This is a genomic window from Filimonas zeae, assembly GCF_014641615.1.
GTDB classification, from domain to species: Bacteria; Bacteroidota; Bacteroidia; order Chitinophagales; family Chitinophagaceae; genus Filimonas; species Filimonas zeae.
Window position 1 is genome coordinate 1,395,549 of the sequence record NZ_BMIB01000001.1, and the last position, 19,837, is coordinate 1,415,385.

The following is a 19,837-nucleotide window of genomic DNA, read 5'->3' on the forward strand; positions in this document are numbered from 1 at the left end:
TTTTTTTTTCCTGTAAACGAAGAATAAAAATTGGTGAACAGAATAAAAAATTCTGTTCACCAACAAAAAAAATCTGTTCACTCATTTTTTTTGTCCGATACCCGATAATAAAATTCCGGCAACGAAAAAGTGTTCAACCGCTCCGCATTTTGTTGAACAACAAAAATACTATCGCCTGTAAAGCTGTATTTTAGCCGAAATCTGTAGCCATGGAAAAATCATATTATCTGGAAGATGTTACTGCAAGCGCCCGGCTGAACCCACGTCATTTTCTGATGCCTTCAAATGAAGAACTGAATAACCTGAAAGCGGGAGATAAGGTGCGCCTGTTTTTTGTGTTCAATTTTGAAACGGAAGATGGATGCAGGGCGGAAAGAATGTGGATTGAGTTATCTGAAATCAACGGGACACAGTTTACAGGATACCTGACCAACAAGCCTTTATATATCAAAGACCTTTCCGCGGGTGATCTCATCACTTTTGAAAGAAAACACATTGCCTCTGTTCTGCTGCCACACTGGCCGGATGCTACCAAAAAAGCCATTATAACCCAACGGGCGCTGGAAATGCGTGCGGTGAACTGGCTGGTGCGTGAAGAGCCTTTTAACGAAACAGACAGTGGTTGGCAGCTTTTTTATGGGGATGAAGATGATACTTACCTGGAAGATGCAGATAATGCAGCCATTGTTTCGCTGGAAGAGGTGCTGGACTTTGAGCCCCTGCTGGAAGAGGCTTTTCAGGGAAGCCATGGGGCTTATGAGTGGGATGCTGCAACCGGAAAGTTTGCTGCGGTATAGCCGCAACGTGTTACCTCTATGTAAATGTTTATAAAAAGGCTGGTAATAAAAGAGTCAGCCCTGCATTAGATGTGTAGGGCTGACTCTTTTTTATCGGGTATTGATTACACACTATATGATACCTTTTGCCTGCAACTGAGCTTGTAATTGTTGTAAAGCAGGTGTGCTGGCTGGTGCGGATGCGGCTGCCTGCGGATTTATTGCATTGGCCACCTGCACCTGCGTAAGGGTATTTTGCGCGTTTCTCACTGCTTCTACCTGTCGTTCTGTAACAGTGGCACTGGAGTTTTCATTGGCTTTAAAGCCAAGATACCCGGCTGCACTGACACCCAGCAACGTCATCTGCCAGTTTTCAAAATCCATCAGCGGATAGGTTACATCCAGGGCGCGTATAAAATGGGTTAGAAAGGCCATGCCGAAAATGAGGTTGGCAAACACGGCCTGCAGGCGGTGAATACTGATGCCCGCTTCATCTGAAAGTATATCGGTAAGCATATTGCCTGCGGGACAAAGATCCTGATGCCGTATAGGTACTGTAGTATTATTCTGAGCACGCTGTGCGTTATCTATCACGTTGCCAAATACCGATACGGCCAGTCCGCCTCCCAGCAGCAGTACAGCAGTGGGGGTAAGCGCGAGTAATACGCCGGTATAGAAGTAAAAAGAACAAATACACCAGAAAATAATCATTGTCCACCAGAACAGCTGCATCCGTGAATAGCTGTAAGGGCGCTCCTTTGCCGGGCGCAACTGATTGGTCAGCGGGTCCACACTCTGGTCGCGGCACAGTGCGGTGTTAAACAAAAGGTACAGTCCCAGGCCTACCACCAGTAGAAGACTTATGAGTGCTGAGGGTAAAAAATGTTTTGCTTTGTTTTTATACAGGGCTGCTCCCATGCCGCGCTGGGTATCTACACTTTTTACAATACCTAATGAGTCTCCATTCGGGCTGGCTGCCACACTGTCGTTTGTACGGTTAGAAGCCGGCATGGAAGGGGGCGGCTGGATTGCTGTGGGGGCGGGTTTACTGGTGTCTCTGGCGGTAGCAGCAGAATCTCTCTGCTGAGCAAACAAAACAGCTGTAATAGCCAGCAAAACTGTTAATAAGGCAGTTGATTTTTTCATGAATTGTTTATTTAATGGCAACGTTTTACGTATTCCGGCTGCCTGATTCAGGTAGCCGGTTGCATTTTCACAGAGGGGATCAGCGTGGGGATATTGTATAACGCTGCACTAATATGATGAATATTCGGGAGAATCGATTGAATGCAGGCTGTATTATTTTATCTGTTTTGATCATGGGCCTGTTAGTAAGCCTGATAAGGGGGCTTTACTGCGTGCAAAATAAGCGGTTGAGGGTACGTTTGAGTAAGCAGGGTGCCAGCGGGTAGTAACGGTAGTGTTACTACCCGCCGGAGGGTTAAATTATAAGTTTCTGGCAGCCATTTCCTTTTTAAGCTCTTTCAGCGATTGGGTATTTAATAGTATTATGGGTGTTAGTGCAGCTGGAATAACGATGAGGCCCGTAAAACCCGCGCCTTTTTTTATAATCAGAAACAGCCCCATTATCAGCAATAACATGCACATGGCTGTAAGTGCTATAGCAGCTCCCTTCATCAATTTTGCGTTTTTAAACAATTCCGCATCGCTCATTTCAGTTGGCTTTTTTGCAGGCATATAAGTGTTGTTTATGTGTAATTGTGTCAAAAATCGATACAAAATCTGTTGCAAAAACTACACTTTGGTGTAGTTTTATTGTTAGGGGGTATACATGGGAAAAAATATTCATACAAGTCTGCTTACAAAAAACAATATAGAAAAACTTACCGAAGCAGATTATCAGCAGCAGAACAATTACCTGGCGGTTGTAGAGGCTATGGCAAGGCTAACCTACGAGAGTATTTATGTGATTGATTATTCCAGAATGGGTTTTGAATATGTTTCAGACAATCCGCTGTTTTTATGTGGTTACCCGGCAGCGGAGGTACTGAGTATGGGCTATGAGTTCTATTTTAAAAATGTACCGGAGGAGGATCTGGAATTGCTGGGTACCATTAACGAAGCAGGCTTTGATTTTTATGAAAAGATTGATGCTGACGAAAGAAAGCAATACAGTATTACTTACGATTTTCATCTGGTTAACAAAGAAGGAAACAGAACGCTGATTAATCATAAGCTTACCCCGCTTTTTCTGAACAGTGAGAAAAAGATGTGGAAGGCCATGTGTATTGTATCTATGTCGCATCACCAGCAGGCAGGTAACGCACGTATATACAGATATGGCTCTGATGAGATGTGGGAGCTGGATATAAAAAAGCGTAGCTGGCAAAAGCTGGAAAAACCGGAGCTTACACAAAGGGAGAAAGATGTGCTGCGTTTGCATGCACAGGGTTTGACCATTAACCAGATTGCTGAAAAGCTTTTTGTAGTGCCCGATACAGTAAAATATTATCGCAGACAGATTTTTGAAAGGCTACAGGTAAACAATATTGTAGAAGCGCTTGCCTATGCAGTAAACAGCCGGATTATTTAGGTGTTTTTTATTCCTCCAGTGCATCCCACCAGTAAGGTTCATCATTGCTGTGGTTTATGTTTCCTGTTGTGGTTATACCGGTGTTATTGCCGGTAGCAAAAAGTGGATTAGCGGTACTATTGGTTACAGAGGCATCTGTTTGCAGGCTTTGTGCCAACCGCTCTATAAGAGCCAGTTTAACAGGTGCGTCCAGGTTTTGTAACAACTCCCAGTAACTTTCTACTATAGTGCTATTGTTTTGTATTGATTCCATAGTAGCTGCAATTTATAGCATGTTTGTTGTTTCCGGTAAAAACAAAGCGCTGCTTCCTGTGTGTCAGAAGCAGCAGCTTTGTTAAGGTTGGTGTATTAATTCCTGTTTTTCAGGTTTTGGGTTTTTGAGGTACACTTTGCAGTGTCGGGGTTGAGAGTTGTTGCGGTATCCGGCGTAACCGGAAAATCTGCTATTTTCAGCTGTCCTTCTGTACCACAAATACCAGCATCCGGATACACGTAGCTGAACTCTTTAAAACAGCCTGGAGCAGCAGAAATTTTTACATACGCCCTTTTTATCCGCGTGCCACAGGGAACGGATAGTGATGGCTCTCTGTCGTTGGAAGACGATACAGAGAAGTCATTGTAGGTAAATATCCATTCATACAGATAATGGTTTGCAACACCTGCGGATAAAGCAGGCTGTACAAAAAATTTCAACTCTGCACTTCCCAGCAGATTGGCATAATTAACGGGGCCGGATACTTCAACAGAACAGGCTGACTGGCCACCGGCATTGCTGCCGGAAATGGATTGCGCCTGCGTTGTCAGCCCTGTGATAGCAAGGGCTGACAGTAGAATACATGTTTTCATTTTGATTAGCTTTTAATTCAGGATCCAAAGGTAATCCGGTGTAAAAGCCCATACAAATTACGTTACCTACAGCCTGTTGTGGCAGTGGTTTGGATATGTCGGAAATAGCAACAGAATGTTTAAACGGTATACGATGTTGTTATAATAACTTCTCTGTTCTCTAACAAAGGAACAATTTTTGCAACAACGGTTTCCTGAAAATAAGCAGCGTTGCGATGTGCATCCAGTGCTTCTTCACCAGCATAGCCTTCATATAGTACAATGGTATTGGCATCAGTAGTACTCTGGTTAACAGTATAAAACAGGTTGCCTGCTTCTTCCCGGCTTTGCCGCACTACTTCTCTTAACAGCAACAGTACTTTATCCAATTGTCCCGCTTTTACCTGCCATTTTGCAAATACGTGAATGGGTTGTGTGCTCATGGTTAACTATTTCATTTCAGATTCAAGAAGGGCTACTATTTTTTCACCTACTCCTTTGGCAGAAGCAGGGTTTTGGCCGGTAACAATACGGCCGTCTGCAATGCTGTTGTCAGACCAGGGAGCGGCTGCATGAAAAATAGCACCCTGGCTGGTTAATGCGCTTTCCAGTAAAAAAGGTATATCTGCACGGGCATAGTTGTCTTCTTCTTCATTGGTAAAGGAAGTTATGTTTTTACCATTCACCAGGTAAGAACCATCGCTGAGCTGCACGTTCAGCAGCGATACGGGGCCATGACACACAGCGCCTATAACCGCATTGTGTTCGTAAGTGGCAGCAATTACTTTTTTAAGCAGGGCATTTTCCGGCATATCCACCATAGGGGCCAGGCCGCCGGGTATAAACAGGGCGTCATAAACACTTACATCCACATCTGAAAGTCTGGTGGCTTTTTGCATATCCGCCCATCCGGTACCTGTTAAAAAAGCCAGGTTATCAGGGTCTCCCGCAAGGTTCAATGCGTCCAGATAGGGAGTGTCGCCGGTTAGACTGGCAAAATCTATCTGGTAATCTGCTTTGGTAAATTCAGCGTAAGGGTGGGCTACTTCCGGTAAAAAGGTGCCGGTTCTTCTGTTGTTGGGGCCAATGGTGTTTGCGTTCGATACGATGATCAGGATTTTCTTTTTCATAACTGCAATGTTTTATAACACAAAATTGCAATCAGAAAGGGTCTTGCCGGAAGGAGGGAAATCACTTTTATGGTGTGATTCAAATCACATTACGAAAACGGCTTTTATCCTTTTACAGCTTATTTGCTGCCGGATAGCCTGCTAAGGGTTTCGCGGCTCACGCCCAGAAAAGCAGCAATCAGTTTTTTAGGCACACGTTGCAGTAGATCGGGATGCAGTTTCGAAAACTCTTCATAGCGCTGCTGCGGATTGCCGGAAAGCAATATCCGTATTCTCTCCTGCAGGGCTACATACCCATTGGTAAGCTTTACCCTGAAAAAGTGCTCCATTTTATGAAGGTCAGCAGAGAGTTTTTCCCTTCCATAAAGCGTAAGGCATAGCACCTCACCATCTTCCAGACATTCTACAAACATGTTTGCGGGCTTCTTTTTAAAATAGCCGGAATAATCTGTCATCCACCAGTTTTCCTGCGCAAACTGCACAATATGTTCTTTGCCTTCATTATCAACATAAAATACTTTGTATACGCCTTGCAGCACCAGAAACTCATGTTTCACCTCATCGCCTTCATGTAGCAGAAACTGATTTTTACGTACCCGTTTTATGGCAAAGAAGGTTTGTATGTGCGTAAACTCTTCATCTGTCAGCGGAGTAATCTGTTCTATATGTTGCCGAAGTTTTTCCATTTATTGCCGTTGTAAGATCGTTGTTTTTGCGGCAAAGCAGGCTATATTCACGCACTTCTTTCGTCGGTAATATCGAAATAATGTATCTGCTTGCGTTGGGCAGTGATATAATGGTTCAGCAGGTGTGGGGGCGTGTGGAGCAGGCATTGGCGGTGGTAGGTTTGTTGGCACTGGTACCTATAGAACAGAACGATGTAATTGGCTGCCCGAAAAATGAGTTTCCGGAGTTGAGAGAGGCGGTAGGCAGCTTGCTGGAAGAACTGATCAATGATTTTGATATACCGGTAATTCAGGTAGCTAGAAGTGTGGCACAGCGGAAGAAAAAGATATTACGTTATATGAAAGGGGGGGTAAATGTTTAGTTCACCAGCAACTTTATATGCGGGTATTCAGCAATTGTTTCCAGTATCAGGTTAAAATAAGTTTTCCCTTCTCCATTTTCCAATGCCTGTACCTGTTCGTCTATCCAGGTAGTGCCAAAAACATGCGGTGTATTATCAAATTTTCCCAGATAGTATTGTATGGTAGCCTCTTTGCCCAGCGCCTCCTGGCTGGCTGTTATATTATCCCATCGTAACACCACAGGTTTACCCGCTTGTATGGTTCCCGCATCTCCACGTAGCAGCTCGTGCAAAGCATCCAGGTGTTCAGGCAGCTGCCAGTCTTCTTCCTGCATAAACACCCGGTTTATCTCTTCGTAGAAAGAAGGGATGTTGTGAATGTTACTGCCATTAATAATCAATAGTTTTGCCATACATGTCCACCGCATTATTTCGTTTGGGGTTGCCGCTGCTTATTTAGCCCGCAGGTCGTTACCCGCTTAATCCATCAGTAAACGTTCTCTTATGTAAAGCGGAAAGGGTTTGCCGGTTGCGGAAATTTCGCCGTCTATACGCCAGAACTCAATTACCTCATCTTTTCCAAGCCGGAAGCCGAAAAAGCCCCCGCTATAGTTATCTCCGCAAAACACCACATCCTTATCGTTAATTTCTTCTACCCATACATCATCTGGTGTTACCGGACCATCGTATAGTATAAACTGGCATTCTCTAAAGCTGCCTGCACCTGCCTGTGCTAAAAAAGCAAGATAGGTTTCAGCAATACCCGGGTGTTCTTTTCTGATAACCTCTAACTCTTTAAGCGTAACGGCTCTCCGCTGGTTACTGCTATCCTCTGCTTTCTCTACTGCGGCCAGAAAGGCTATTTCCTGCTGGTAATTCATACAAAACGGATTTACAGGTTGTAAACAGTGCCAAATATAGGGATGTTCTGAAAAAACAAGAACTATGTTAAAATACACGGGCGGAGGGTAAAGGGCGCTGCTTCCCCGGTAACGATAGCTATATTCGGAGCATAAATCAAGGCAACATATGAAATTACAATTAGATGTTAAGTCGGTTATAGCAGGTGCTGTGGCGGCTGCGGTTATAGTGGCAGCATTCAGTTTCCGCGATACCGGTACGGCAGATACTGCTGCACGTTACCAGACTAAAGTTAGTGGCTCTGAAGTGGTGATACTGGATACTTATACCGGCAAATACATTATTGCACCTGAAATAAGGAATTTTGGTAAGGTACAATGGGTGAAGGGCTCGTTTACGGATACCTGGGCAACCGGGTTGGATAACAAGAAGGCAGTTACCGCTGATGAGGCTAAATAGCAGGATGCCTGTACGAAGGGCACTGGGAAAGTGCCTTTTGTATAGGTAGTCAGGGTGTTTTAAATTACCTCGGCAACGCATTAAAATACTCCTGCGGAGAGGCGTTGAAATATTTTTGAAAATTTCTGCTGAAAAGGCTTTGCGAGCTGTAGCCCACCATGCGGGAAATTTCAGACAGGCTGTATTCATTTTCTGCAATAAGGCTGGCAGCTTTTTTCAGGCGGGTAATATCTACCAGTTCTTTGGGAGATAGGGCCGATAGTGATTTTATTTTTCTGTAAAAGGTGGGGCGGCTCATATTCATATGCTGCGCCAGGGTTTCAATATCCAGTTGTGTATCTTCTATATTTTTACGGATATAATCGTCCAGTGTTTTCAAAAAAGCTTCATCTGTTTTAGAGTGCGCCATTACCCTTACATCTTCAAAAGGAGAGCTGGCGAAATGCGTTTTTATTTTCAACCGGTTGTTCAACAGATTGGCAATCTGTATCTGAAGAAACTTAGGCGAGAAGGGTTTTTTAATATACGCATCTGCACCTACTTCCAGCCCTTCTATATGAGCGCGGTGGCCGTTTTTAGAGGTCAATAATATAATGGGTATATGGCAATAGTTAACGTTCGATTTAACAAGCTGGCATAGTTCAAAACCATCAATGCCAGGCATCATAACATCTAACACAATAAGATGTATTACTTCATTGTCCATTATCTGCAGCGCTGTTTCGCCGCTTTCTGCGGCGTGTACTTTATAGGTGTCGCCTAATACCTCGGTTAAAAATTCAAGAATTTCCTGGTTATCGTCTACAACTAAAATGCTCTCACTCATGGGATATTAAATTTTTTTCCAGCTACTTAAATTAAACTCAAACTTCTGATGTACCGGTAAGGTTAATACAAAAACAATATCATTCAGCTTGCCGGAAGTCAGCGTTAAAGAGCCATTGTGCAACTCCGTAAGCGATCTGGCCAAAGGCAGGCCGATACCTGTTCCTGGTTTGTCTTTATTGTTCAGTCTGAAAAAGGGCTCAAAAATTTTCTCTCTGAATTCTTCCGGAATGCCTTTGCCATCGTTGCAAAAACGGATGGTGAATTTTTCATCCGCCGTGTGCAGTGGTTCCAGGGTAACAGCCACACAGGATGCCGCGTATTTAATTGCATTGGAAAGTAGGTTGCCCACTATTTTTGCCATGGCTTCGCGGTCTACAAACGCCACTACCGGGGTTTCCGGTAGTGTGAGTGTTACATGGATATCCCGCTTCTGCGCCAGCTCTGTAAAAGAATCCGTTTGCTCGTGTAGTAATGTATGAATGTTTACGTTTACAAAGTTTAACCCAAACTGCTCCATTTCCGTTTGTCTGAAGTCCAGCAACTGCTCGGTAAGTTCTGCCAGACGGCTGGCATTCTTCTGAATTTTCAGCAGGCTTTTTTTTACATCTGCCAGGTGTTCTATCTTTTTTATCAGCGTTTCAATGGGGCCTATAATCAGCGTAAGCGGGGTTTGAATTTCGTGGGTGATATTGGTAAAGAAATCAATTTTAAACTGATAAATCTCTTTTGCCTTCTCATGTTCAAACAGTTGCAGCTTATGCTGGTTTTTGCTGTTCAGATAACGATGGTAATAGCGGATAATCAGGTACATGAGTGTTGCAGACAGTAGCACGTAAAACAGATAAGCCACATTGCTTTTCCAGAACGGTGGTAATATTCTAATAAACAGCCGCCTTTCTTTGCCTGTCCAGCTACCTACATTACTTTCTGCACAAACGGTGAAAGTGTAACTACCCGGAGCCAGATCGGTAAAATAGGCATTCCTGTTGGTGTTAAGGTAGGTTCGGTTTTTATCTACCCCTTCCATAAAATACCGGTACCTGGTTACTTTGGCTGAGGAATAGTTGAGTGCGGCAAACTCAATACTGAAATTGTTCTGATCATACTTCAGTACAATCGTATCGGTAAACAAAATAGAACGGGAGAGGGGGCTTTGTGGATTGTTGGGTATAATTTCTTTATTGTTGATCTGAAACCCGGTAATATAAGTAGGTGGCGGCGTTTCCTGCTGATCAAACCGGGACGGGTCAAAAGCAATCATTCCTTTTACAGAACCAAAATACATTTTACCCTGCTGGTCTTTATAAACAGAGTTGAAATTAAACTGGTCTGTGATAAGCCCGTTCGATTGGGTGTAGGTTTTCCATTTACCGGTTCGCAAATCCAGGCAGGTAAGGCCTTTCAGCGAGCTTATCCATAAGCGTTTTGAATTGTCTTCCTGTATACAGAACACCACATTGCTGGGCAAGCCATTTTCTGTGGTGAATTTTTGAGTGGTTTTTCTGTCAGCATGTAGTTTTATTAAGCCGCCGCCTGCGGTGGCAAACCATATAGCATGGTCGCTGTCTTCAAAAATATTATGTACCGGAAATTCATTAATCATTTCACCGCCTTCCTTGTCGCCAAACCGGTAATTGCCATGTTTGCCGGTTTTAGGGTCGTAGTAAAAAGCACCCAGGTTCATACTTCCTGTCCATATATATCCCTGCGAATCTTCCGTAAGGTCAAACACATACGAGTTATACGGTATCTCTTTAATGCGGCTGAATGTTTTTCGTTTTCTGTTATAGATAAACAGGCCCGATCCGTTGTAGGCAGTGCCTACCAGTAACGTGCTGTCGCGGGTAAGAAAAAAGCGCAATATAAAATCACTCTCCTTTTTACTGCTGTCGCCAATCAGCTTAAAACGGTCGGTTACTTTACCTGTGCGCATATCCATTATTTCCATACCATGAAAAAACGGCCCTATAAACAGCTGATGCCCTAAGGCAAGCAGGCCATGTATATTGGGGTAAGAGATATCTTCTTTTTTACCCGTTGCCGCATAATGGGTAAACCTGCCGGTTTGTACATTCAGTTTGTTAATACCTGCGTCTTCTGTACCTATCCATAAATTTCCTTTTTCATCCGGGCAAATGGTGCCTACGGCATTGCCGGATATAGAATTGGTATCCTGCAACGGATAATATTTTTCAAACCGGGCGTTGGCGGCAGAATAATAATTCACACCTCCAAAATAGGTGCCTGCCCACATGCCGCCCTGGTTGTCTTTACAAATGGTATACACCGCATTGTCTGAAAGTGCATATGGGTCGCCGGTACGTTTGCGCAGGTTCTGGCTGCTGTTGGTAGCCAGGTTGTATATGTAAATGCCCGATTCGGTAGCTATCCAGTACTGCTGGTGATTGCCCTGGGTAATATCGCGTACGTAAATATCGGTGTTGCCGGTTTCCCGCAGGGGCAGGGTGCGTATAACACCCGTTTGGGTATTGTAATATTTAAGTCCCCGGTTAAAACAGCCCACCAGTACTTCGTGGTTGTTTACCGGGTATATTTTACTGATAGAGCGCATATTGGCAGGTACAGCCTCGTCAATCAGCCGCACTTGCGTAGCGGCACCCTTTTGTGCGGGATAGATGCTGATAACTCCATCGTTATTGCCCACCCATAAACGCATAGCGGAATCTATAGCTATACAGGAGGCGCGTATTTTTAAGTCCTGCGTTTTTTTAGTAATCTGGTTGTATTTGTACAGTGAGTGGTTGGCAAGAAACCATATATTATTATCGTTATCCATTACCAGGTGGCTTATATAACTTTTGGGGGTTTGTTCCAGGTCTGTAAACTCTTCCTGCCAGGGATTGTATTGGTAAATGCCCTTGCCGGTGCCTATCCATAACATACCCTTTTTATCTTCTGCAATAAGGGTAATTACATTGTTACCAATGCTTCCAAACCGGTTGTTCTGGTTTTTGTACGCTTTAAAGGTATAGCCGTCAAACCGGTTTAATCCCCCGCGGGTACCAATCCATATCATGCCCTTGCTATCCTGTAAAACAGCGTTTACAGAATTGTGTGCCAGCCCGTCATCTACCTGATAATGTGTAAAGTAATACTGTCCACGGCAGGGTATTGCGGACAGTTGTAATAACAAACTTGCTAAAACGAAATAGTAGAATGGCATAATCGTTAGCCAAATATATATAAACTGACAAGGTGAGACAAATCGACAAAAAGTTGAACAAATTATGCGCAACCTATTTACTTACTTTGAACCGTAATAAGCCATACATTTTATACTGACTGTTGATAGCCTGCTGAAACCACCCATTACTTAACGATAACTTGTCTATGAGAAAGATTGCTTTTACTTATGCTGTTGCCGCTATGGCATTACTGGGTGCTGATTGCCAGCACAGACAGGCAGCCAATGTATTACTTCCCAATGTTCCCAGCCGTTTACAGGTAGCGGTAAGTGCTGCACCTGCCCTGGGCACGCTGGTAGATAGTGCGGTATACCGTATACGTGGTATAGCTTCTGTACCTGCCGGCCAGGTGGTGGAAGTAACCGGTAATTCAACAGCCGATAATGCTAAAATTCAGCAATGGGGCTGGTTTCCCAATAACGGGCAAAAATGGAAACTGATTAAAACCGATGCTGCGTATTACAAGCTGGTAAACGTTACCAGTAACAAATGCCTTGCATCGCCCTCTGCAACTTCCGGCGATATATTAACGCAGGTTACAGATAATGGTACCGATGCACAGCGCTGGGCCATTGCATACGCCGGCAGCGGCAATGCCTTTACCCTTACCAATAAAGCCACCGGTATGAAAATGGTGGTAGACCCGGAAGGGGTAGTACCGGGTACTAAAATACGGCAGAAGAGCAGTGTTGCCGGTACACAGGATCAGTTCGATTTCCGCAATCTTCATTTTCAGAATCCTATTAACAATAACGGCAGGCCCGATCCTTTTGTAGCACAGAAAGATGGCTACTATTACTTCCTTTCTACCAAGGGTAACCGTATTGCTATTACCAAAACACCTTCCATGTCGTTGCTGGCGGCTATGCCGGAAACGGTGGTATGGACGCCTCCCACCGGTACGGATTATTCTTCCAATATATGGGCGCCAGAGTTGCATTTTCTCTCCGGTAAATGGTATCTGTATTTTGCGGCCAATGGTGCCAGTGGGGATGACAGCCACAGAATGTTTGTACTGGAAAACGCGAATGCAGACCCTACGGTAGGAACCTGGACGTATAAAGGAAAAATAACCGATACGAGCGATCAATGGGCTATTGATGGAACCATACTGACCGTTGGCAGCAACCTTTATTTTGTATGGTCGGGCTGGGAGAATATAGCTACCAAATACAAACAATATATTTATCTGGCTTCTATGTCAAACCCATGGACCATCAACGGCCCAAGGGTAAAAATATCATCTCCCACCAATAACTGGGAACGATACGAGCCTGCTTCTTTAGGCGCCGGTGTTAACGAAGGGCCTATTATGCTGCAAAAGGATGCTAACAGCCCGGTATTCATCATCTATTCTGCCAGCCGCTATACCAGTGATAATTACTGCCTGGCACAGATACAATTAAAGAGCGGAGGTGACCCCACTGTGGCTGCAGACTGGATTAATAAAAAGCAGGTGTTTGTAGCAAACAGCGCCAACTCGGTATACGGGCCGGGCCACAACGGATTTTTTACCAGTAGTTATACCGATGCCAATGGCGTAGTACGCACAGAAAACTGGTTTGTGTACCATGCGCGCAGTGTTGCGGCTACTACCAACGGAGCCAGAACCCCCAGGATGCAGAAATTAGCCTGGAATACAGACGGCTCGCCCAATTTTGGTACCGCTGCTGCTACCGGTGTTAATACGACCATTCCCATAGGCGACTAAGGGCGGTCCGGAGGTGCGGGCAAAAGCTGCCTGATAGTTCAGGTACCGGAATCATTTCACTTATTAAATGATGTAAACAATGTTTCTCCTTTTTCAACGCAGGTCTGCGGCCTGCCTGATACTTCTATTGCCCTTACTTTTCGCGGTTATATTGCCGGGATGCAAAAAGGGGTATGATAAATACTGGTCCAATGAAAATCCTAAAACCGGTTTTATCTACGATAAGGTAAAAGCCGATACCAGCTTCAGCATTTTTGCTGCGGGGCTGGAGCGTGCAGGTCTGGTGAAATTTGTAAACGTTACCGGGCTGTATACCGTATTTGCGCCTACCAATACTGCTTTCCGGCAATTCTTTCAGGCAAAGGCATACAGCACTATTGCGGATGTGCCGGTAGATGATCTTTTTGCCATGCTCAGTTATCACATCGCCAACAACATGTGGTATTATTATGATTTTTCAACGCGTTTTGCTACTACTCAAAAAACGGCTTACATAACCCGTAACAATAAGTTTCTGAATATAGATGTGTCTGTTGCAGACAGGTTTACTGTAAACGGTATTGCCGTTATAAAAAGCCTGCAGGATATGGATGCTGAAAACGGGGTTATTCATGGTATTGGAGAAGTGCTGATTCCGCTGCCCAATGCAGAGCAGGTGTTAAGCAAAGATGCTGCGCTGGCCGGTAATGTTTTTTACCAGCTGATGCAGAATCTGGCCAGCAAACAGTACGATCGCTTTAACAGTTATGATGCAGACCGCGATGGTAAAATTGACTCTGTATTTTATACCACCTATCCGCTTTTACAGAATGTAAATACCTCGCTGGAGTATATTCCAAACTCCGCTCCGGAAAGTCAGGGCGGCGATCCTGTTTTCACTACCTTTTTAATACCCGATAATACGGTAATGAATACGCTGCTGGCGCCTGTATTACCCGGCTTTGAAAACGACATTAAAAAGCTACCCCGGTTATACGTGCAGGCGCTGCTGGAGTCGTACTTTATAAAAGACAGTATTATTTTATCTGATGAGTTAATGGCGCGCCCCAGAGCATTGATGGCTATTAACGGCGAACTGGTGCCCGCACTTACTGCGGATAAGCTGGTACTTGCTGATAAGCGTGCCAGCAACGGAGTGGTACATGTGCTGAATACGACTTTTCCTGTACCCGATAAGCTAAAGAGTGCTATCGGCACTATCATGACCAATCCTGAGTTTACCGATTTTGTAGAGGCTATTCAATCTGCCAACCTAACGGTTGCTTACACCGCTACTTCCAAGGCTGCCACCTTTCTGGCACCTACCAATGCGGCCTTTGAAGCAGCGGGTATTAATGTAAGAAAGAAAACCCTGAACGGCGTACAGCTTACCGATGCACAGTTTATCAATATTGTAAAGCAGCACGTCATCAGCTCCAATCTGGCACGTACCGCACTTACAGGTTCTAAGAATACCGACTATGCCAGCAATCCGCTGGTGTTTACCACAGCCAATAACGTTGTATCTGTAAAAAGCGGCAGCGGCATAACCGCAGAAGTGGGTACGGAATACAGGGGGGCAACAGGCGTTACCAATGGATACGTGTACAGGGTAGAGCAGGTGTTAATGCCTGCCAGCTACTGATCTCTTTTTAACCCTATATAGAAAGCTGTTATAAAGCTTAAAATTTTGTTTTGTATGAAAAAACAAATACACCTTGCTTATCTGTTCTTATTCCTGCCTGGGTTGGCGCTTTTGCCCCGCACAGCATTGATGGCACAAACAGGCGGCACCATTGTTATAAAAGGAAAAATAACGGAAGCGCCTTCCGGTGCAGCTGTTTCCGGCGTTACGCTGGTAGAACTGAACGAAAACAACCGGCAGATTAATGCCGCTGTATCTGATGATAGTGGTTACTACGCCATACGTATTAACAGTGTTAAACACCAGCTGCGTTTTTCCTTTATCGGGTTTGAAACTCAAACGCTGGCGGTAAACAGCAAAACTGTTATCAACGTACTGCTTAAACCCAAACCGGAAGGGCAGATGGATGAGATAGTGGTAAGAACCAAAATAGAAGATCAGGTACAAACCGGCTTTGGCTCTATGCGGGCCAGAGATAAAATAGGGGCTGTTTCCTCTTTAAAAGCAGAGGTACTGGCAGAGCAGCCTGCTACTTCTATTGACCAGATGATACAGGGCAGGGTTGCGGGTGTAATGGTGATTAATGGATCGGGCGATCCTGGTTCAGGGGTAGATATCCGCATCCGCGGTACCGGCTCTATGTCTGCGGGTAACAGTCCCCTCTATGTAATAGATGGAGTACCTATTATTTCAACGCCGTATGAAGATGCTGCCAACTTCGATCCTGCCAATACCAATTTCTCTCAGGTAGCGCAGATAAACCCTATTGCCGATTTAAACCCGAACGATATTGAGCGGATTGATTTTTTAAAAGATGCCAACGCCACTGCTATTTACGGTGCCAGAGCGGCCAACGGTGTAATAGTGGTAACTACCAAACGGGGTAAACAAAACACGGCGAACATTGCGCTGAACACGCAATTGGGGCTGCAGCAGGCTCCCAGGGATATACCGGTGCTGGATGGCCCCAGCTATAAGGTAATGCGTTTGGAAGGGGAGCAGAACCGGAATAATATTAATCCCAATAATGCCGATCTGCGTTTGCTGGTAGATGACCCTACCTTACCCACTTACCAGTATTTTCAAAACAATACCAACTGGGTAAAAGAGATACGGCAAACCGGTTTTTCGCAGATGTATAATCTCTCTGTAGGTGGTGGCGGCGAAACCATGCGGTATAACTTCAGCACCTCTTACTCCAATAGAACAGGTTCCTTTGTAAACACCGGCAGCGACCGGTATACCGGAAGGTTTAATCTGGATTATACGGTATCTAAAAAGCTGCGCTTTGGGGCCAATGTATCTTTTGCCCGCAGTAAGGTGAGTAACTATGCCAACTATGGTTTTGGAAACCCTTACCTCAATTCATTAACCCGCTCCACCGCCCTGCCGGTATACGATATAGATGCCAATGGCAACCTGCTGCCCAGCTATGCCGCCCTGCCTGGTTTTCACAACGAAGGCGATAACCCTGTGGCGCAGGCTGTACTGGTTACCAACGATGCGTTCAGCACCAATCTGAAACCGAATGTATATGGCGAAGTAGATATTCTGGAAGATCTGAAATTCCGCAGCAATGCCTCGCTTGATTTTGTGGGCGAAAAGGGCTTTCTGTTTTTACCGCCTGAAGCAACAGGGGAGTTGTATACACACCGCAATTTTAACCGGTTAGATTCGCGTGAGTTTGAACGTATGCAGATGATTGTAGATAATCTGCTTATCTACAGCCTTGTGCTGCCCAAAAACTCCAGGGTTTCTTTTTTACTGGGTAACACTTTTAATAAGTTTAATTCAAACGAGCTGCGTATTTATGCCAATGGTACGGCATCTGACAAGCTACAGGTGTTAAATGCCGCAGGCACTACGCGCCAGTTGAGATCGGCCCGGCAAACGGAAACCATACTGTCGGTATTTGCCAAAGCAGATTATATCTATAAGGACAAGTACGGTGTTAACATAACCGTGCGGCGTGATGGTTCTTCTAAATTCGGGCGCGGTAATAAGTTTGCCAACTTCCCTTCCGCAGGCGTTTACTGGCGTGTTTCCGGTGAACCTTTTTTCAGCCAGCTAAAAGCCATTTCCAATTTGAAACTGCGTGCAGCCTGGGGACAGAATGGTAACAGCGGCATTCCTAACTATGCTTTTATCAGCACCTTTACTTCAGGCGATAATTACAGCGGCTTAAATGGTGTAAGCCTGCGTTCGCCTGCGCTTAATAACCTCCGGTGGGAAACCAATGAAACTACCAACCTGGGTATAGATCTGGAATTGTTTAAAAGCAGGCTTACCATTACGGCAGAAGCGTATGTACGTACTACCAAAGACCTGTTATACCGGTATACCATACCTTCTTCCTCCGGCCTGGAAACAGGCGATAAATCGGTAGGCAACCCTACCGTACTGGGCAACCTGGGCAATATTCAGAACAAAGGCATAGAGCTGGATGTGAGTTATGATATTATCAAGGGAACAAAGCCCGGTGCATTCCGGTGGAATGCGGCATTTAACATGGGCCTGAACCGCAATAAGGTTACCAGCCTGCCGGGCGGTACCATAACTACCCCCGATGCGGCTTACCGCAACTTTACCTCGCAGGTAAAAGAAGGTGATCCGCTGGGTACTTATTATGGCTTTGTATTTAAGGGCGTATATGCCCGGGATATAGATGCGGCGGTACGGGATAAAAACGGAAAGGTGGTGTACGGACTGGATGGCACCACGCCGCGCCTGATGCGCATTAATACTGAAACCGGAGATGTGTATAAAGGAGGGGATGCCATTTTTGAAGATTTTAACCATGATGGTATCATCAACAATCAGGACCGTATAAAAATAGGCGATGCCAATGCCGCATTCTTCGGTGGCTTCAACAACTCCTTCGATTATAAAAATATAGGCATCCGCTTTTTTATCCAGTATCAATATGGTAATGATGTTATTAATGGTATGCGTTACGAGCTGGAGAATATGCAGTATACCAATAATGCAGCCACCTCTGTATTAAAGCGTTGGCGTAAGCAGGGAGATATTACCAATATGCCCAGGGCACTGCGCAACGATAACAGAAACAACATGGCTTCTACCCGGTGGATTGAAGATGGATCGTATGCCCGCGTAAAATATGTAACGCTCAGTTATAAGCTTTCCAGAAACATGATAAAGCGGCTGAGGATTAAAGACCTCTCCACCTTTTTTACCGTTACCAATGTATTCACCTGGACGGAGTATACCGGTGCCGACCCTGAAATTGGCCTGGGCAGCAGCCCCAGTTTTATAGGGGTTGACAGAGGATTAACCCCGCAATCCAAATCGTATACTCTGGGGGTGAATATCAAATTTTAGCCACCGTTTCCCGATTATTAAAACAAAGGAAAATGAAGCATATTTTATATAAATCAGGCATGGCCGGTTTGTTAGCAATGGTACTGATATGCGCACCCGGCTGCGAGAAGTTTCTGGAGCAGGAGCCGGAAGATTCTTTAACGGAACAGGAATTCTTCCGCAGTGAGGAAGATGCCAATGCTGCTATTGTTTCTGTATACGATCAGCTACAGGATTGCGTGGAAAAATTTCTGATATGGGGCGAGGCGCGTGCCGACCTTGTTTCGCCCATTACGCGTAAAAACGACCAGACCTGGCTGTACGAACTTACGTATCCCAACGATTTATGGGCATTAAGATGGGGGGATGTATATCAGATCATAGGCTCTGCTAATACTGTTATAGTAAAAGTGCCGCCTATTACCCAACTGGATAGCAGGCTTACCCAACAGGAGAGTGATATTATAGTAGGCGAGGCACATTTTTTAAGGGCGCTGGCTTACTTCTATCTGGTAAGAACTTTTGGTGAGGTGCCGCTGGTGGTGGAACCGCCTTTACACGATCAGGTAAATTTTAAAGTGCCTAAATCGGGTGTGGCCGCCATTCTTGCCAAAATTGAAGCAGACCTTACACTGGCAGAAGCCCAGGTGCCGGTACAATATGAGAGTACACTTAAAACCAGAGGCAGAGCCACCAAAGGGGCAGTAAATGCCCTGCAGGCCGATGTGTATTTATGGCAGGCTAAGTACAGCGAGGCTGCTGCAGCCGCTAAAAAAGTAATGGATAACAAAGCGCTGTACACGCTGGTTCCCGGTACTAACTGGTTTGACATTTTTGCGCTGAAAAACTCCACGGAAGGGGTGTTTGAAGTTCAGTTTGATTACCTGCTGAGAGAAACCAACGGGCTGGGTACTGCTTCTGAGCGTTTTATTGTAAATCCTAACCATTTAAAATTATATGAAGATGCAGCAGCGCCGGATGAGGTACGCGGGCTGGAAGCCGGTTATAATTCCAATACCAACGGAAGAACTTACTGGAAGTATGTGGGGCTTAGCACCATGGATCTGCGCCGTTCCGGCAGCGACCCCAACTACATTGTGTACCGGCTGGCAGATGTAATGCTGATGCGGGCGGAAGCATTGAGCCACCTGGATGATGCGGGTAAAGCAGAAGCAGTGGAACTGGTGAATGCCATACGCGCACGTGCCAATTTACCGGTGTACGATATTAACCTCATTAGTACAGATACCAATTCGCTGGTGGATCTTATTTTAAAAGAGCGCTCTCTGGAGCTGGCTATGGAAGGGAAAAGATGGTTTGATCTGATGCGGGTAGGCATTAACGGGCGGCCTGAAGTACTGGTAGATAAAATAGTGGAAAGCAGATTGGTTTCAGAACGGGCGCTGGCCAAAGCGCGTGTGGCCGATCCCCGGTCGTGGTACCTGCCTTATCATATTAACGAGCTGGCCGCTAACCCGGCCCTTACTCAAAACCCTTACTATAAATAATCTTCAA

The 19,837-nt window shown here is 45.1% G+C and carries 19 protein-coding genes; 8 read left to right on the plus strand and 11 right to left on the minus strand.

What is annotated here, in order from left to right:
• Positions 1-209: 209 nt before the first annotated feature.
• Positions 210-797 (plus strand): immunity protein Imm33 domain-containing protein, encoded by a 588-nt coding sequence (locus IEY13_RS05505; RefSeq protein WP_188950934.1) that lies wholly within the window; start codon positions 210-212, stop codon positions 795-797.
• A gap of 111 nt (positions 798-908) precedes the next feature.
• Here the strand turns inward: IEY13_RS05505 and IEY13_RS05510 are convergent, their stop codons facing one another.
• Both IEY13_RS05510 and IEY13_RS05515 read right to left on the minus strand, forming a co-directional pair.
• Positions 909-1,922 carry a hypothetical protein gene (locus IEY13_RS05510; RefSeq protein WP_188950935.1) on the minus strand — a complete coding sequence of 338 codons (1,014 nt, stop codon included), beginning with the start codon at positions 1,920-1,922 and terminating at the stop codon, positions 909-911.
• A gap of 300 nt (positions 1,923-2,222) precedes the next feature.
• Positions 2,223-2,474: a redox-active disulfide protein 2 gene (locus tag IEY13_RS05515; protein ID WP_188950936.1), complete on the minus strand. Its 252-nt coding sequence runs from the start codon at positions 2,472-2,474 to the stop codon at positions 2,223-2,225.
• Positions 2,475-2,568: 94 nt separating this feature from the next.
• Between IEY13_RS05515 and IEY13_RS05520 the strand changes: the two genes are divergently transcribed.
• Positions 2,569-3,330, plus strand: a complete 762-nt coding sequence (locus IEY13_RS05520; RefSeq protein ID WP_188950937.1) for a response regulator transcription factor — start codon at positions 2,569-2,571, stop codon at positions 3,328-3,330.
• 7 nt (positions 3,331-3,337) lie between these two features.
• Here IEY13_RS05520 and IEY13_RS05525 read toward each other — a convergent pair whose 3' ends face one another.
• The 5 genes from IEY13_RS05525 to IEY13_RS05545 form a co-directional block, all read right to left on the minus strand.
• Positions 3,338-3,583, minus strand: a complete 246-nt coding sequence (locus IEY13_RS05525) for a hypothetical protein (RefSeq protein WP_188950938.1) — start codon at positions 3,581-3,583, stop codon at positions 3,338-3,340.
• A 95-nt stretch (positions 3,584-3,678) separates the two neighbouring features.
• The gene (locus IEY13_RS05530; protein ID WP_188950939.1) at positions 3,679-4,176 is read right to left on the minus strand and encodes a hypothetical protein; all 498 of its coding nucleotides are present in this window, start codon (positions 4,174-4,176) and stop codon (positions 3,679-3,681) included.
• Positions 4,177-4,295: 119 nt separating this feature from the next.
• Positions 4,296-4,598, minus strand: a complete 303-nt coding sequence (locus IEY13_RS05535) for a putative quinol monooxygenase (protein ID WP_188950940.1) — start codon at positions 4,596-4,598, stop codon at positions 4,296-4,298.
• 6 nt (positions 4,599-4,604) lie between these two features.
• Entirely contained in the window at positions 4,605-5,285 is a 681-nt protein-coding gene (locus IEY13_RS05540; protein WP_188950941.1) for a type 1 glutamine amidotransferase domain-containing protein, read from the minus strand.
• Positions 5,286-5,404: 119 nt separating this feature from the next.
• Positions 5,405-5,971: a Crp/Fnr family transcriptional regulator gene (locus tag IEY13_RS05545; RefSeq protein ID WP_188950942.1), complete on the minus strand. Its 567-nt coding sequence runs from the start codon at positions 5,969-5,971 to the stop codon at positions 5,405-5,407.
• An 80-nt stretch (positions 5,972-6,051) separates the two neighbouring features.
• Here IEY13_RS05545 and IEY13_RS05550 point away from each other — a divergent pair, with 80 nt between their 5' ends.
• Positions 6,052-6,333 (plus strand): hypothetical protein, encoded by a 282-nt coding sequence (locus IEY13_RS05550; protein ID WP_188950943.1) that lies wholly within the window; start codon positions 6,052-6,054, stop codon positions 6,331-6,333.
• Here IEY13_RS05550 and IEY13_RS05555 read toward each other — a convergent pair.
• Both IEY13_RS05555 and IEY13_RS05560 read right to left on the minus strand, forming a co-directional pair.
• Positions 6,330-6,725, minus strand: a complete 396-nt coding sequence (locus IEY13_RS05555) for a barstar family protein (RefSeq protein ID WP_188950944.1) — start codon at positions 6,723-6,725, stop codon at positions 6,330-6,332. The two genes, IEY13_RS05550 and IEY13_RS05555, sit on opposite strands and share 4 nt — an antisense overlap.
• A 66-nt stretch (positions 6,726-6,791) precedes the next feature.
• Positions 6,792-7,193: a hypothetical protein gene (locus IEY13_RS05560; RefSeq protein ID WP_188950945.1), complete on the minus strand. Its 402-nt coding sequence runs from the start codon at positions 7,191-7,193 to the stop codon at positions 6,792-6,794.
• A gap of 148 nt (positions 7,194-7,341) precedes the next feature.
• On the opposite strand from IEY13_RS05560, the gene IEY13_RS05565 reads away from it, so the two are divergent.
• Complete coding sequence (locus IEY13_RS05565; RefSeq protein ID WP_188950946.1) at positions 7,342-7,632, plus strand: hypothetical protein; 291 nt, start codon at positions 7,342-7,344, stop codon at positions 7,630-7,632.
• A 64-nt stretch (positions 7,633-7,696) separates the two neighbouring features.
• Here IEY13_RS05565 and IEY13_RS05570 read toward each other — a convergent pair whose 3' ends face one another.
• The gene (locus IEY13_RS05570) at positions 7,697-8,458 is read right to left on the minus strand and encodes a response regulator transcription factor (RefSeq protein ID WP_188950947.1); all 762 of its coding nucleotides are present in this window, start codon (positions 8,456-8,458) and stop codon (positions 7,697-7,699) included.
• Positions 8,459-8,464: 6 nt separating this feature from the next.
• Positions 8,465-11,644, minus strand: a complete 3,180-nt coding sequence (locus tag IEY13_RS05575; protein WP_188950948.1) for a ligand-binding sensor domain-containing protein — start codon at positions 11,642-11,644, stop codon at positions 8,465-8,467.
• A 167-nt stretch (positions 11,645-11,811) separates the two neighbouring features.
• Between IEY13_RS05575 and IEY13_RS05580 the strand changes: the two genes are divergently transcribed.
• The 4 genes from IEY13_RS05580 to IEY13_RS05595 all read left to right on the plus strand — a co-directional run bounded on the left by IEY13_RS05580 (position 11,812) and on the right by IEY13_RS05595 (position 19,830).
• Complete coding sequence (locus IEY13_RS05580; RefSeq protein WP_188950949.1) at positions 11,812-13,377, plus strand: family 43 glycosylhydrolase; 1,566 nt, start codon at positions 11,812-11,814, stop codon at positions 13,375-13,377.
• Positions 13,378-13,456: 79 nt separating this feature from the next.
• Positions 13,457-15,001 carry a fasciclin domain-containing protein gene (locus IEY13_RS05585; protein WP_188950950.1) on the plus strand — a complete coding sequence of 515 codons (1,545 nt, stop codon included), beginning with the start codon at positions 13,457-13,459 and terminating at the stop codon, positions 14,999-15,001.
• Positions 15,002-15,055: 54 nt separating this feature from the next.
• The gene (locus IEY13_RS05590) at positions 15,056-18,343 is read left to right on the plus strand and encodes a SusC/RagA family TonB-linked outer membrane protein (RefSeq protein ID WP_188950951.1); all 3,288 of its coding nucleotides are present in this window, start codon (positions 15,056-15,058) and stop codon (positions 18,341-18,343) included.
• A gap of 32 nt (positions 18,344-18,375) precedes the next feature.
• Positions 18,376-19,830, plus strand: a complete 1,455-nt coding sequence (locus tag IEY13_RS05595; protein WP_188950952.1) for a RagB/SusD family nutrient uptake outer membrane protein — start codon at positions 18,376-18,378, stop codon at positions 19,828-19,830.
• Positions 19,831-19,837: the final 7 nt, after the last annotated feature.

Coding starts and splice junctions, on each gene's coding strand:
- IEY13_RS05595 (WP_188950952.1), top strand. CDS start 18,376: ATGAAGCATATTTTATATAAATCAGGCATGGCCGGTTTGTTAGCAATG.
- IEY13_RS05580 (WP_188950949.1), top strand. CDS start 11,812: ATGAGAAAGATTGCTTTTACTTATGCTGTTGCCGCTATGGCATTACTG.
- IEY13_RS05520 (WP_188950937.1), top strand. CDS start 2,569: ATGGGAAAAAATATTCATACAAGTCTGCTTACAAAAAACAATATAGAA.
- IEY13_RS05530 (WP_188950939.1), bottom strand. CDS start 4,176: ATGAAAACATGTATTCTACTGTCAGCCCTTGCTATCACAGGGCTGACA.
- IEY13_RS05510 (WP_188950935.1), bottom strand. CDS start 1,922: ATGAAAAAATCAACTGCCTTATTAACAGTTTTGCTGGCTATTACAGCT.
- IEY13_RS05515 (WP_188950936.1), bottom strand. CDS start 2,474: ATGCCTGCAAAAAAGCCAACTGAAATGAGCGATGCGGAATTGTTTAAA.
- IEY13_RS05555 (WP_188950944.1), bottom strand. CDS start 6,725: ATGGCAAAACTATTGATTATTAATGGCAGTAACATTCACAACATCCCT.
- IEY13_RS05585 (WP_188950950.1), top strand. CDS start 13,457: ATGTTTCTCCTTTTTCAACGCAGGTCTGCGGCCTGCCTGATACTTCTA.
- IEY13_RS05570 (WP_188950947.1), bottom strand. CDS start 8,458: ATGAGTGAGAGCATTTTAGTTGTAGACGATAACCAGGAAATTCTTGAA.
- IEY13_RS05565 (WP_188950946.1), top strand. CDS start 7,342: ATGAAATTACAATTAGATGTTAAGTCGGTTATAGCAGGTGCTGTGGCG.
- IEY13_RS05575 (WP_188950948.1), bottom strand. CDS start 11,644: ATGCCATTCTACTATTTCGTTTTAGCAAGTTTGTTATTACAACTGTCC.
- IEY13_RS05525 (WP_188950938.1), bottom strand. CDS start 3,583: ATGGAATCAATACAAAACAATAGCACTATAGTAGAAAGTTACTGGGAG.
- IEY13_RS05535 (WP_188950940.1), bottom strand. CDS start 4,598: ATGAGCACACAACCCATTCACGTATTTGCAAAATGGCAGGTAAAAGCG.
- IEY13_RS05540 (WP_188950941.1), bottom strand. CDS start 5,285: ATGAAAAAGAAAATCCTGATCATCGTATCGAACGCAAACACCATTGGC.
- IEY13_RS05505 (WP_188950934.1), top strand. CDS start 210: ATGGAAAAATCATATTATCTGGAAGATGTTACTGCAAGCGCCCGGCTG.
- IEY13_RS05560 (WP_188950945.1), bottom strand. CDS start 7,193: ATGAATTACCAGCAGGAAATAGCCTTTCTGGCCGCAGTAGAGAAAGCA.
- IEY13_RS05590 (WP_188950951.1), top strand. CDS start 15,056: ATGAAAAAACAAATACACCTTGCTTATCTGTTCTTATTCCTGCCTGGG.
- IEY13_RS05545 (WP_188950942.1), bottom strand. CDS start 5,971: ATGGAAAAACTTCGGCAACATATAGAACAGATTACTCCGCTGACAGAT.
- IEY13_RS05550 (WP_188950943.1), top strand. CDS start 6,052: ATGTATCTGCTTGCGTTGGGCAGTGATATAATGGTTCAGCAGGTGTGG.